Source organism: Shimia gijangensis, from assembly GCF_900142085.1.
Lineage (GTDB): Bacteria > Pseudomonadota > Alphaproteobacteria > Rhodobacterales > Rhodobacteraceae > Shimia > Shimia gijangensis.
This window is the reverse complement of sequence record NZ_FQZQ01000021.1, coordinates 52738-65894: the sequence shown is the minus strand read 5'-3', so window position 1 is coordinate 65894 and position 13157 is coordinate 52738. Positions and strand designations below refer to the sequence as shown.

The following is a 13157-nucleotide window of genomic DNA, read 5'->3' as shown; positions in this document are numbered from 1 at the left end:
CTAAGGAGGGCGTCGGAAGATGGATGCAATTCTACAATCGAAAACGACCTCACTCTGCTCTTGGCGGGAAACCACCTGCCGTGGTCTATTGGCAGGGAATTGAAACAACCAACCCTGATCAGCAGGAGCGAAAAGTAGCTTAAACTACGCCAGATCCTGTCCAACAAATGGGGAGTAGCTCAGCCATCCAGACTGAGGTCCATCAACTCTGCAAATTCAATCTGTAGAGCAGTTTCATTCCAATCTGAGAGTTCCGCCAATTTGTTGTCGGCAATACGCAAGGCACGCACTTCGGCCTCAGACAAATGGTCTGCAACCACAGTCGGGACTGTTTTAAGACCAAGCGCTTTGGCCGCCTCATAACGGCCGTGCCCGGCAATGATGCCATTCTGTCCATCCACAAGGATCGGGGTGACAAAGCCAAATTGTGCGACAGACGCCTTCAGCTTGGCCGTACTTTTGGCCGTGTGAACACGATTGTTTTTCTCATAGGGTTTCAAGATTGATATCGGCGATTGAATGACTTTGTCAGCCATCCAGATGGGACTGGGCGATGCCGCAGCATCAGCTTCGGGGGATTGAGCACACATATGTGCCTCCACTAATTATGGCTACAAAGGTAGCCGTTGAATTAATGGATCGCTTCGGACGTCATGGAGAGACCAACAAATTGGAACTCACCAGACCGAACGATCCAACGAATTCCCCCGTTTGTGTGCGAACAGGCATATAGCCCATCCGTGGCCGACTGCGCGTATTGGCACCTCTCATACCTACCCGAAGACAAGCTCCAAACTAGAACAGTGCGATGTCGGCCACAAGCCCAAAATTGAAAAATATTCGCCTTAAGCATCTGTTATTGCGAAGAATTGTGGGCGCGGTACGTATCCCGCACGCCTCAAGGCAGCTTTTCCCACCACATCCCAACAGTAAGACTGGACTACCCGGGCAAACCATTGCTCACTGACCTTACGCCCAATCTCATTGGGCCCTCCTCGGTACAGGGCAACCGCCCGTCACAGCCGAAGGAGACATCCATGCCACTACCCACCCTTGATGAGTTAAGTGCCACGGACCGGGCTGGTCTTTCATCGGCCTGGCGCGAGATCATCAATGCCCCACCACCCCCGCGCATGAGCCAGATCTTCATGCGACGGGTGCTGGCCTTTGAGATACAGGCCCAGCAACACGGCGGCTTGCCAAAAGCTTTGCTGAAGGCCTTGGCGAAGTCATCCGACAAGAAGCCCACGTCTGCGAATGCCTCCCCAACCCTCAAGCCCGGTGGACGCCTGCTCAGAGAATGGAACGGCGTCACTCACGTGGTCGACATCGCCGAAGACGGGTTTGACTGGAACGGTCAAAGCTACCGCTCCCTCTCCATCATTGCCCGCACCATCACCGGCACCCACTGGTCCGGCCCGAGGTTCTTCGGGCTGAACAAAGGAGCTTCAAAATGACCGTGTCCCGCAAAATCCGCTGCGCCATCTATACCCGCAAATCCTCAGAGGAAGGTCTGGACCAGGATTTCAATTCGCTGGATGCCCAGCACGAGGCCTGCGCAGCTTACGTCGCCAGCCAGAAACACGAAGGTTGGAAGCTGTTGCCCGCGCGTTATGACGATGGCGGCAAGTCTGGGGGCACGTTAGAGCGCCCTGCCCTGCAGAATCTTCTCGATGACATAGATGCGGGCAAGATCGACATGGTCGTGATCTACAAGATCGACCGGCTGACACGCTCGCTGGCTGACTTTGCCCGGCTGGTGGATCGCTTCGAAGAGGTCGATTGTTCCTTTGTTTCCGTGACCCAAGCGTTCAACACGTCCTCTTCCATGGGGCGCCTGACCCTGAACGTGCTTCTCTCATTTGCACAGTTTGAACGAGAAGTTACCGCTGAGCGCATCCGTGACAAGATCGCTGCGTCTAAGAAGAAAGGCCTCTGGATGGGAGGGGTTCCACCATTAGGTTATGATGCCCATCCCGTCTCTACCCGGCGGGAACTGGTCCTGAATGAAGTCGAGGCCAAAACTGTACGACAGGTCTTTGCGCTTTATGAAGAGTTAGGATGTCTGAATGCAGTCATGCGGCATGCCAGACAGGACGGGCTGGTGTCCAAGCGGCATGTCTTTTCCACCGGGCGGCAACAAGGAGGTCAGCCCTTCAGCCGCGGTCAGATCTATCACATCCTGCGCAACCCAACCTATCTCGGGCGCATTCGCCACAAAGACAAATCTTATCCCGGCTTGCATGCCGCCATCATTGGGCAGGCCCTATGGGATCGAGTGCAGGACAGGTTGGAACTCGGCGCAATGCGACGGCGCGGTGTGAGCAAACACATACCGCGCACCTTTGCCACCACATCCGCAGCGCCGCTTTTAGGAAAGTTCAGAGATGAGACTGGAGACATCCTAACACCAAGCCACTCCCAGAAAGGCGACAAGCGGCATCGCTACTACGTCTCGAACCGGCTGACCATTGGCAATCCCGATGCGGCAGCCTGGCGATTGCCAGCAAAAGCGTTTGAGGACGCCGTGACCAAGACAATCATATCCCACCTCAAAGATGCGGCGCGACAGCATTCGGTTTTGAACATCAAGGATGCAGTACAGTCCAAAGCGGCGAGCGACGCGGCCACAGCTTTGGCCGGCCGCCTCAAAGACCATGGCGCATCAGACGCCGCTCCGCTGATTGCCTCCGGCACAATTCAAACCGGCAGGCTGCAGATCAGATTATCTCCAGAGATTCTGGCGCAAACCTTGAACCTCGAAGTGGCCACTCTTTCCCCCGAACTCCTCGACATCGACACCTCCTTCACATGCCGTCGGCGCGGTGCGGAAATGAAGATCATTGCGGCTGAGCAAACTGCCGATCCGGATCAAACGCTGATCAGGGCGCTGAAGAACGCACATTCCTGGGTTGGGCAGATGAAAGTTGGGCTTTCCGTGAAACAAATATCAGCCAACCAATCTGTCTCAGAAAGTTACGTCACGCGCATTCTTGGGATGGCCTTTTTGTCACCGAAGATTCAGAATGCGATTATGGATGGCAGCCAGCCTTTTGCTTTGACGCTGGAAACCATCGCGCGCTCGAAGCTGCCGATGGATTGGCTGGCTCAGGAGCGCCTCTTGGGATTTGACTAAAACCGTTGATCCCTGTTCTTTGGTTAGTTTCCCTGTTCATCCCCTGAAATTTCCCTGTTCCTGAAATGAAATTCCCTGTTATGTCACTTAGAGAAATCACGCGTAAGCTCTTGTTTTGAATGCAGGAAAACAGGGTGAAATCTCGAAAAACGTCCACTTTCCTTCAAACTTCCCTGTAAATCACCCTGTATCAGGGAAATCCCAGCGCAAAGCTCACCGACGAAATTGGTCTACTGAGACGGCTGAGACAGTGCAGGGAATTTCGCTCCCACGGTGAGTCTCAGGTGAAAAACGCGCCGCGTAACCGACGGAAATGTCGGCACTAATCGCAGCAAAATCTACAGGGAAAACACAGACCGGGGTCGGTGGCGGAGGTGTCAGACGAATTCGAACCAGTCTCTACTAGGCCAGTGAGGCTGCCCTTTATGCCGCGCAAAGACCGCGCCACTCAGCGAGAGCAGCGGTGCGGGTCATCTTGAAATGATCTCTTTGGAAAAGACTGCGATCCTGATTGAAGTGGTTGAAGACAGAAGCATGGACGGAAACAAATTTCTGCAAACTTCGCATACGACGGAACCGTTGCATGGCTCGCTCTCGCCTTCGAAATGGTAGGTGTGAATTCTCGGCTCTATTGTTCTTCCAACGGCCGGTTTCCTGCTTCTCTGCATTCCCGATTTCTTTCCTCGCAGCTCCATAAGACCGCAATTTATCAGTGACCACGACCTCCGGCGCACCGTAGCGTTTCATCGCTTTCTTCATAAATTTAAGGGCTGCGACCTTGTCCCGGCGCTTAGTAACGAAGCTTTCCAGCACCTCACCTTCGTTATCGACTGCCCGCCATAGGTAATGCCGTTCACCGTTAATCTTCACAAAAACCTCATCAAGATGCCATCGCCAGTTCGAGTAACACCGCATCCGGTTAACACGCTTCCTGCGAATTTCTGCGGCAAACATTGGGCCAAATCTATTCCACCAAAACCGGATAGTTTCGTGGCTCACATCAATGCCCCGTTCATGAAGCAGGTCTTCCACATTCCTGAGGGAGAGAGGAAACCGGATGTAGAGCATCACAGCAAGACGAATGACTTCCGGACTGGTTTTGAAATAGCGAAAAGGAAAGCGTTTTGTCATCAGGCGAAGCTACGAAACCGCCCTGCCCTTCACAACCGAGTTTCCTCTGACACCGCCTTCCGGCGGGCAAGGACGCAAGGCCACGGCTATGGCGAAACGTATTATAGCGCCCGTGTGCCGGCGCAGTCACCTTAAGATAGGCGGCTTCAAATGCAGGTCGAGCCGGATCATTAACAGTCATGCCCGACAGATAAGGCGGTACATTGGGGTTAGGGATCTCGGTTTCCGCACAGGACACCACCCTGATCCATGGCACACCTGCATTGGCAATGGCCGGGAACATGATAACATTGTCTAACACGATGCCAACAGGCTTGATGCGTTTCAACGGCACTGTCAGATTAAAACTGTGAGGCCGCTTCTCCCGCTCCAATCCTTTTATGGATTGGAAAAATCTCCATATTTGATTGGCTTTCGCCAAACATCAGAAATTGAAACCAGCCCGAAATTCGCTCGAAAAGTATAGCGAATGATTTTAATCTGACATTGCCCCCCGACGAGTTGTTGGTTGACCATTGTCGGAGACAGAACCGGGCCCTCATGTCTTGAACACCCGATAGATAGCAGGGATCACCAGAACAGTCAGAAGCGTCGAACTGAGCAGGCCGAACAGCAGTGAAATGGCTAAGCCTTGAAAGATCGGGTCGGCCAGGATGACGACCGCGCCGATCATTGCAGCCAGAGCGGTCAATAGGATCGGTTTGAAGCGGATGGCTCCAGCCTCAATGAGGATATCCAATTCTGACTTGCCGTCGCGATCGGCGTGTCGAATGAAATCGACAAGTAGGATCGAGTTCCGCACGATGATCCCCGCAAGCGCGATGAAGCCGATCATAGAAGGCGCAGAGAACGGCGCGTTCAGCCACCAATGTCCCAGCATGATACCCAAGAATGTTAGCGGGATAGGAGTTAGAATTACGAGTGGTAGGCGGAACGATCCGAACTGGGCCACAACAAGGATGTAAATTCCCAACAAGGCCACCCCAAACGCAGCCCCCATATCGCGGAACGTGATCGCTGTGACTTCCCACTCACCGTCCCACAACAATGCTGGATTGGCTTCGTCGCTGGGCTGCCCCATAAAGTGGATCGCCGGCTTTTCGCCATCCGCCCAGTCCATCAGGTCCAATGCGTCCGACACAGCCATCATTCCATAAAGCGGGCTTTCGAATGTCCCGGCAAGCTCAGCCATTACCATTTCAGCAGCGCGGCCATTGTGGCGAAATACTGGGAAAGAAGCCTGTTCTTCGGTTATGGTTACTACATCACCGAGTTCCACAACACCTCGCGCACCGGGGAGCACATTTGTCGGTACAGGTGTTGACAGGAAGCGTTCGTCAATGACCCTGTCGGTCTTGTCGCGCTCGACGCGGATCGGAATAGGAAACCGGCCTTCTCCTCGGTGAGAGTAACCGACCAAGGTTCCGTGGTTTAGAAGTGAGAGCGTTGAGAAGACATCTTGCTCTTGAACGCCAAAAAACTCCAGTTGGTCAGGTGATATTCGTGCGCGCAACTTACGAGGTTGTTCTCCAAAACTGTCATCAACATCAACGATAAAGAGAACGGATTCAAACGCAGTACGAATTTTACGGGCCGTATTGCGTCGCGTCTCAGGATCTGGCCCGTACACTTCTGCGAGAAGGGTAGAGATCACTGGAGGGCCGGGAGGCGGTTCAATAGTTTTAAGACTAGTCCCCGCAGGCAAGTCCAGTTGCAATAGCCTTTCGCGTATATCCAACGCAATTTCGTGGCTGGTACGATCACGATGATCTTTGGCATCCAAATTGATTTGGACATCCCCAAGGTTCGGGCGTTCTCTAAGGTAATAATGGCGCACCAGCCCATTGAAATTGAACGGGGCTGCATCACCCGCGTGGGTCTGAACCGAAATCACTTCGGCCAGATCCAATACCTCGCGCGCCACCATTTGTGCAACTGCATCCGTGGTCTCGACCGATGCCCCCTCGGGTAGATCTATAACCACTGAAAGTTCGGATTTATTGTCAAAGGGTAGCAATTTGACCGTCACATCCTTGGTATAAAGCAGCGACAGAGATCCGAATGACAATCCTGTCGCGACCAGAAGGAATACCCCACTTCGCAACTTTGACGCCAAGATTGGCCGGGCGACCAAAGAATATACGCGACCGAGAACACCCCCCGAATGAGCATCTTTCCCACTATCGTGATGAACTGGGGCTTTCCCGCTGACTTTGACCATAAGCCAAGGCGTGATGATGACCGCAACGAAGAAGGAAAACACCATCGCAGCCGAGGCATTGACGGGAATGGGACTCATATAAGGCCCCATGAGGCCTGACACGAACAACATGGGCAGTAAGGCAGCGACCACGGTCAATGTGGCAACAATGGTAGGGTTGCCCACCTCGGCTACAGCACGGATGGCCTTGGTCACTCGATCAGCTTTGTCTGGCATGCCCCAGTGGCGCGCGATGTTTTCAATGACAACAATGGCATCGTCTACAAGAATACCAATGGAGAAAATCAAAGCAAACAGGGACACGCGGTTCAACGTGTATCCCAGAATCCAAGCGGCAAAGAGGGTCAACAAAATCGTAACCGGAATCACGATGGCAACGACGACACCTTCTCGCCAACCAATCGCCATCAGAACCAATCCGACAATAGACACGGTTGCCAGCCCAAGATGGAACAACAACTCATTTGCCTTTTCATCTGCGGTTTCGCCATAATCACGTGTCACATTGATCTCAATCGAGTCCGGGATCAGGCGGCCTTCCAGCGTTTCCACCGCATGCAGAATTTCCTCTGCTACGATGACGGCGTTTGCTCCTGCTCTTTTCGCAAGAGCGAGCGTGACGGCGGGCACTCTGTGCAACTCACCGTTTTCATTTCGCGTCACGTTCGAGACAATTTTCTCTGCGCTATTTCCAACAAATTCAATCGTTGCAACATCGCGCACATATACTGGTCGGTTGTCACGCGTTGTTATCAGAAGATTACCAATCTCGGTTCGGGTTTTCAGGGTTTCGCCAGCGATCAGCATGATCTGCTCGCCTTTGTCTCGGACCAGTCCGGTTGAGAAAGACTTGTTCGCGCCCTGCACTTTACCGGCCAGTTGCTGAAGCGTGACACCGTACAACGCCAACCGCTCTGGATCCGGTGCAACCCGGATCGCTTCGTTGGATTCTCCCGCGATATAGGTAAAACCTACATCCTTGATTTTGGCCAACTCGACCTGCAGTTCACGCGCAACACGCGTGAGGTCGTTCGGGGTTACGTCTCCCCCATTTTCGGTCGGAGTGAGGGTCAGTGCGACGATGGCAACATCGTCGATGCCGCGACCGACGATCAATGGCTCATCTATTCCCAAGGGAATACGATCAAAGTTTGCCCGTATTTTTTCGTGCACTCTTAGAATGGCTGTATCCGAGGATGTCCCCACCAAAAACCGCGCCGTAACCATGACATAGTCGTCTTGGGTTTGAGAGTAGACATGCTCGACACCATTGATCCCCTTAACGATACGCTCCATCGGTTCAGTAATCAGTTTGACCGCATCTTCAGCCTTCAACCCCTGCGCTTGAATGTGAATATCGACCAATGGCACGGAAATTTGCGGCTCTTCTTCACGCGGCAGGCTGATCAGAGCGACCATTCCGATTGCAAGCGCAGCAACAATCATCAACGGAGTAAGTGCAGATTGAATGAACACTTTGGTGAGCTTGCCTGCAATCCCAAGCGGCGGATCTGTGGGCGTCTTACTCATCGGCCATCACCAGAGTTTCACCTGCCGCGAGACCGGACAAAATCTCGACAACCTTTGTGCCTTCGATTTCATGTGTTTCGCCCGCAACAACAGTCCGCTGCACCGGTTGTCCGTCTTTGCCTTGTACAGTTACAAACTCCATACCCATTTGAGACATCAGGGCATCTTTCGGCACAACGATCATTGACGTTGACCCTACAGGCAATCGCACCAAAACACGGGCGTCAACATAGTCTGTGACCAATTCCTCGACTTCAACATCTGCAACAACGCGCCCGTTTTCGATCAGCGGATATATCTTGGCAAGGGTGCCATTGGTATCAGGACCCAAGCCGGAAATAGCGATTTTGGCACCCTGGACCAACGCAGCGGCATGGCGTTCAGGAATGGCGAGCCGAAGAAAAAAACCGCCGCCTCCGATGCTGGCAATTTCTTCGCCCGGCATCACCACCGAGCCTTCTGTCAGCGGCACACGTAAAACACGGCCTGAGATTGGAGCGAGCACGGCCCCTTCAGCGGTTCGCTGTGAAAGAACATCCGCTTCTGCCCTGACTACGTCCATGCGACCCTCAATCACTTCGACTTGGGTGCGCAATGAATCCACGCGTTGTTTGGTGGTCACGCCTTGTTTCAACAGGCTTTCGCCACGCGTCAGTTCAGTTGACGCATTTTGCAGCTGGGACTCGAGTGATCGCATCTGAGACTCGACCGCAGCCATCTGCAGGCGCAGTTTTTCGTCTTTGACAACACCGATCACCTGGTTTTTTTGGACTTCAGTTCCTTCAGAAACTTCGATCGTTTCCAGAACGCCTCCTAAGCGGCTCCTTGCGGGCACTCGATCACGCGTCTCAACGCGCGCAAAGACAGCCTTCCATTCCGGCACTTCAACCAACCGGGACATTTCGCCGGCAGTTGCTTGGGATGAAACGAAAACCAGGATTGCCAGGGTAAGCTTCCGGATAGATCCAATCATGCGTTCAACTCCACTTCGCGACCCCAAACGTCTTGGGGTGGTTGGTATGATTATTATATATTCCATTTTCTGCAATTGTAAGGGTGACCACCCTCTTTTCCCTCGCCGGTGCGATCAAAGTCATTTTTGTACGAAATGAAATTGCGAGTTATTTGAACCGTTCCTAAAGACGGTTCCCATCCAATCATCAGCCAGACAGATGAATTTCCAGCCACTTGGCCCTTCTCAACTTTTTCGACACGTATATGAAAAGCTCCAGCAGCGTGAACCTACTCCTTTCAACTACTGAACCCAGAAGCTGTGTTTAAAGAAATCGCTGAGTTCAAGCACCCAACTCGCAGGTGGAAGGTGCCATATTGCCATGCCCATGAAACCCAAAACAAGGACACCGGCGACAATTGCCTCAACCCAGTGCCCGAAGTGATGAACCTTGTTTCCGAAAATCAAAGACTTCAAAACCCTGAGGTGTAATATCGCGTGCCAAAGTGAAAACCCGACGAAGAGGGTCATCAGAACACTGTGAATGTCCGCCCATTCGTGGCGATCAAGGCCAAGAACGTCCCAATCCGTTTGTTTGGACAAGCGGCCTTTTGGTGCAAAATATAGTATGGCTCCGCTTGCCAACATCGGAAGAAAGGAAAAGGTCACACCAAAGGCGGACAAGGCCCGACCGGAGACATGTGAAACTAGCTTAAATCGTGAAACACTTTGCGTGGTCATAGAGCAATTCCCCAAATCTGAAAATGACACCCAAATACTACTTCATGCGTTCCTCGCGAGCTCTGATCCAAAACAAACCACATGATTGTTCTGAGCCACCTTTGGCCAAGTCACGCTCAATCTTGCCAGATAAAAAATGAGGCTTCGGTTGGAGATGCATTCGAACGGGCCCCATTGAGAACGACCAATTCCAATGAAATGCTGACGGTTTTGATTTGGCTCCGAATAGAAAAACAGAAGGCATTCTTGATCTGCCTTAAAGCCGTCGGGAACCGCTCCTCTAAAATGACAGGACACTGGAGGATCAACATGCCCGATCATGGTCACAGTCATCAAGAAGTTGCAGCACGTATAAGTGCACCACCTGGAACAGGCGTACTTCGAGATGCTGTACTTGGTGCAATTGATGGGTCAGTCACGACTTTTGCAATTGTTGCAGGTGTCGCGGGAGCAGGACTGCCACCTTTCGTCATTGTGGTGCTGGGCTTGGCCAATGTGTTGGCAGATGGTTTCTCAATGGCAGCCGCAGCCTACTCTGGGTCTCGAGCAGAGAAGGACAATTTCCGCCGCATCCGAAAAATCGAGGAACGCCACATCAAAGATTATCCCTTGGGCGAGTGGCGTGAAGCGCGTGCGATACTGGCGCAGAAGGGACTTTCAGGTCGGGTTTTGGATGAAGCAACTGATGCAATTACAAAGAACCATGACCGCTGGATAGCCCTGATGATGGAGGGCGAGTATGGATTGGGTGGAATAAGCCCGCATCCGCTGCGGGCTGCGGTAACCACATTCCTGTCATTCCTCGTCGCGGGAATGGTGCCATTACTGCCCTTCATATTGAGCCTAGACAGTGCTTTCACCTTGTCAGCGTGGATGACGATGGCGAGTTTCTTTACCATTGGTGCGCTGAAAAGCATCTGGTCGCTCAGCCCTTGGTGGCGATCCGCATGCGAGACCCTGGTGATCGGTGGGGCTGCAGCTGCAATCGCTTATGGAGTGGGCTCGCTGTTCAATTTCTAAGGTCCGGGGTTTCCGTTCTCTATTTTCTGAGGTGCCCGGCCAAACATTGGCAGCATTCGGCGCACTTTATTTCGCACTATTTGTACGCGCCATGAACTGATCGCTGGGCCAGGCCCGCCACAATCTACTTTACAAACTATAAGTGACAGTGCCGCTTCAGCCTCCGAACGGCAGGCCATCAAAGGAGGCCCATCCCAATGAAAAGCTGGCGATTGTGATCTTTGATTGCGCGCCGGCCATGCATTACGCGGGGGCTGTCGATCACAGCCACATCGCCATCTTGCCAATTCATCTCGACCGTGCAGGTTTCAGTTAAGTTGCGCAATTCCTCAATTTCACAGATGCAACGATCGACCCGTCTTCCAGCGTGTAGACTGGCGGCTCATAATTGTGGGACGGCCCGAAGATCCCGTTTGCAAAGGCCTGCCAGTTCGACAGCGTTGAAGCGCACCGGCAGGTGATTCAGTAAAAGAGTTTCTTGTGCTGATCGGGATATTCCTTCTTTTTGTCGACACCGATGCACTCAATACAGCCATTGAATGCATCGGTGGCCGGCTGTCTCCAGATTGGGAAGAGTACGCCAAAAATGCCAAGGATCGCGGTTCTCTGGCCGTAATGTGCGTTCTAATTGGAGCAACTCTATATTTGGCTGCCGCCTGCGCCCCTCGACTTATTCTTTGGGCAGCAGCAAGCTGAAAAGCCAAGGCCCTGCCAAGTCGGTTGCTATTGCTGCTTTTCTTAAACAAGCAAGCCTGACTTAGGCAGCCCCCTCATCAGAGAGTGCTGGCTCTGACATTGATGTGGGCAACAAAAAAACCGGGCCTTGTGCCCCTCGTGGGCTTAGGAAAGAACTACGCATGGATGCGCAAGTTCGGCCCAGAGATCGCGAAACAAACTTTCAAGCACAGATCTTGGCGAGGCCTGAATAGGCATTTGGACGAGGCCCATATTCGAGTTGCTGGAAAATCGCACGACCTTTGGCGTGCTGCCGATCAATAGGGCCAAATGGTTGATTGGCGCTTCAATTTTTTTCTGGGTCTGGGGAGTGTGTAATGACGACCCTTGACATCCCCCAATACATTCCCATATCGGAATGCGTTGTGGATAATCGAATTGCGCCACACCTACCCGAGGGGAAATATTATGACTATTAATAAAGCCGTTATGGCATTGGCCGGGTTCATGGTTCTGCTGTCCGTCTTACTCACTTGGTTTGTCTCGCCGAATTGGATGCTCCTGACAATCTTTGTCGGTGCCAACTTGTTTCAGTCGGCCTTTACTGGGTTTTGTCCGGCTGCGATGATCTTTCGCAGTTTCGGGCTGAAATCAGCCTGATCGCTGATCCGCCCAATCGGAAACCACCATTTACAATTTGACCCCGGAATTCTTCAAGACTTCCGGGGATGCTTTTTGGACAGCCTCCCCGCGACGACCGGCCAAGCTTTTGCATTGTGGCTGTATTGCGTTCCACAAAAACTCTTGCAAAAATCGAGCAATTGTCGCCCATTGGCCCAAAATCTAAGCACGATTGTTGAAACTCCACGCGGAAATTTTCGAATTTCCAACCTATTCAATACGCCTTAGGGTGGTGTCAGACAAATTCGAACTCGTCTCAGCTAGGCCAGTGAGACTGCCCTTTATGCCGCACAAAGGCCGCGCCACTCATCCAGAGCAGCGGTACGGTTCATCTTGAAATGATCTCTTTGGGAAAGGCTGCGCTCCTGATTGAAGTGGTTAAAACGGATGCATGGACGGAAACAAATTTCTGCAAGGTTCGCATGCGCCTAAAGCGGATCATGGCACGCTCTCGTCGTCGAAACGGCAAGTGCGAATTTTCAGCGCGATTGTTTTTCCAACGACCCGTTTCCTGTTTCGCCACGTTACCAATTACCTTCATCGCGGCGCCGTATGAGCGAAGTTTGTCGGTTACTAGCACCTCGGCTCTGCCATGACGTTTCATGGTTTTCTTGAGGAATTTCAATGCAACCTTGCGATTCCGGCGTTTCGTAACGTAGGATTCCAACACTTCGCCCTCATGATCCACGGCACGCCATAGATAGTGCAATTCGCCGTTTATCTTCACAAAAACCTCGTCTAGGTGCCATTGCCAATTCGAGCAACATCGAATCCGACTGACACGTTTCCGGCGGATTTCAGCGGCGAACATTGGGCCAAATCTATTCCACCAGTACCGCACCGTTTCGTGGCTCAGGTCGATGCCGCGCTCGTGCAGCAGGTCCTCGACGTTTCGGAGCGAAAGTGGAAATCGAACGTACATCATGACCGCCAGGCGAATGATCTCCGGGCTGCTGTGAAAGTACTTGAAGGGGTCTTTTTTCATCATATGCAGAAGCTACGAAACCGCCCTGCCCGTCTCAACCGAAGTCCTTCTGACAAGACCCCTGGTGACGTTCGAAAGTAACGAA

The 13157-nt window shown here is 52.5% G+C and carries 11 protein-coding genes and 2 pseudogenes; 6 read left to right on the top strand and 7 right to left on the bottom strand.

The window, feature by feature from the left end:
• On the top strand, positions 1-143 hold a 143-nt coding region (locus BUC32_RS21250; protein ID WP_139280758.1), incomplete at its 5' end, for an integrase core domain-containing protein.
• Between the two features lie 36 nt (positions 144-179).
• Here the strand turns inward: BUC32_RS21250 and BUC32_RS16130 are convergent.
• Positions 180-590, bottom strand: coding sequence for a ParB/Srx family N-terminal domain-containing protein (locus tag BUC32_RS16130; RefSeq protein ID WP_073255242.1), 411 nt, complete (start codon positions 588-590; stop codon positions 180-182).
• A gap of 447 nt (positions 591-1037) precedes the next feature.
• Between BUC32_RS16130 and BUC32_RS16125 the strand changes: the two genes are divergently transcribed.
• Positions 1038-1457 (top strand): DUF2924 domain-containing protein, encoded by a 420-nt coding sequence (locus tag BUC32_RS16125; protein ID WP_073255239.1) that lies wholly within the window; start codon positions 1038-1040, stop codon positions 1455-1457.
• A complete protein-coding gene (locus BUC32_RS16120; RefSeq protein WP_073255236.1) occupies positions 1454-3136 on the top strand; it encodes a recombinase family protein in 1683 nt (560 codons plus the stop codon). The genes BUC32_RS16125 and BUC32_RS16120 overlap by 4 nt, the downstream gene beginning before the upstream one ends.
• A gap of 423 nt (positions 3137-3559) precedes the next feature.
• Here BUC32_RS16120 and BUC32_RS16115 read toward each other — a convergent pair whose 3' ends face one another.
• From BUC32_RS16115 to BUC32_RS16095, 4 genes are all read right to left on the bottom strand, one after another.
• Positions 3560-4267: an IS6 family transposase gene (locus BUC32_RS16115; protein ID WP_073255234.1), complete on the bottom strand. Its 708-nt coding sequence runs from the start codon at positions 4265-4267 to the stop codon at positions 3560-3562.
• A 538-nt stretch (positions 4268-4805) separates the two neighbouring features.
• Entirely contained in the window at positions 4806-8018 is a 3213-nt protein-coding gene (locus BUC32_RS16105) for an efflux RND transporter permease subunit (RefSeq protein ID WP_073255231.1), read from the bottom strand.
• Positions 8011-8991 (bottom strand): efflux RND transporter periplasmic adaptor subunit, encoded by a 981-nt coding sequence (locus BUC32_RS16100; protein WP_139280757.1) that lies wholly within the window; start codon positions 8989-8991, stop codon positions 8011-8013. Before BUC32_RS16100 ends, BUC32_RS16105 begins: the two co-directional genes overlap by 8 nt.
• A 282-nt stretch (positions 8992-9273) precedes the next feature.
• The gene (locus BUC32_RS16095) at positions 9274-9711 is read right to left on the bottom strand and encodes a DUF4405 domain-containing protein (protein WP_073255228.1); all 438 of its coding nucleotides are present in this window, start codon (positions 9709-9711) and stop codon (positions 9274-9276) included.
• An 81-nt stretch (positions 9712-9792) separates the two neighbouring features.
• Between BUC32_RS16095 and BUC32_RS16090 the strand changes: the two genes are divergently transcribed.
• On the top strand, positions 9793-10731 hold the full coding sequence (locus tag BUC32_RS16090; RefSeq protein WP_322788024.1) for a VIT1/CCC1 transporter family protein: 939 nt from the start codon (positions 9793-9795) through the stop codon (positions 10729-10731).
• 178 nt (positions 10732-10909) lie between these two features.
• On the opposite strand, the gene BUC32_RS21245 is transcribed toward BUC32_RS16090, so the two are convergent.
• Positions 10910-11056, bottom strand: a complete 147-nt coding sequence (locus tag BUC32_RS21245) for a TauD/TfdA family dioxygenase (RefSeq protein ID WP_407695253.1) — start codon at positions 11054-11056, stop codon at positions 10910-10912.
• A gap of 149 nt (positions 11057-11205) precedes the next feature.
• Here BUC32_RS21245 and BUC32_RS21240 point away from each other — a divergent pair.
• Both BUC32_RS21240 and BUC32_RS16075 read left to right on the top strand, forming a co-directional pair.
• Positions 11206-11427: pseudogene (locus BUC32_RS21240) on the top strand (diacylglycerol kinase); the annotation flags it as partial.
• 447 nt (positions 11428-11874) lie between these two features.
• Positions 11875-12066: a YgaP family membrane protein gene (locus BUC32_RS16075; protein ID WP_073255222.1), complete on the top strand. Its 192-nt coding sequence runs from the start codon at positions 11875-11877 to the stop codon at positions 12064-12066.
• A gap of 302 nt (positions 12067-12368) precedes the next feature.
• On the opposite strand, the pseudogene BUC32_RS16070 reads toward BUC32_RS16075, so the two are convergent.
• A pseudogene (locus BUC32_RS16070) lies at positions 12369-13075 on the bottom strand (IS6 family transposase).
• Positions 13076-13157: the final 82 nt, after the last annotated feature.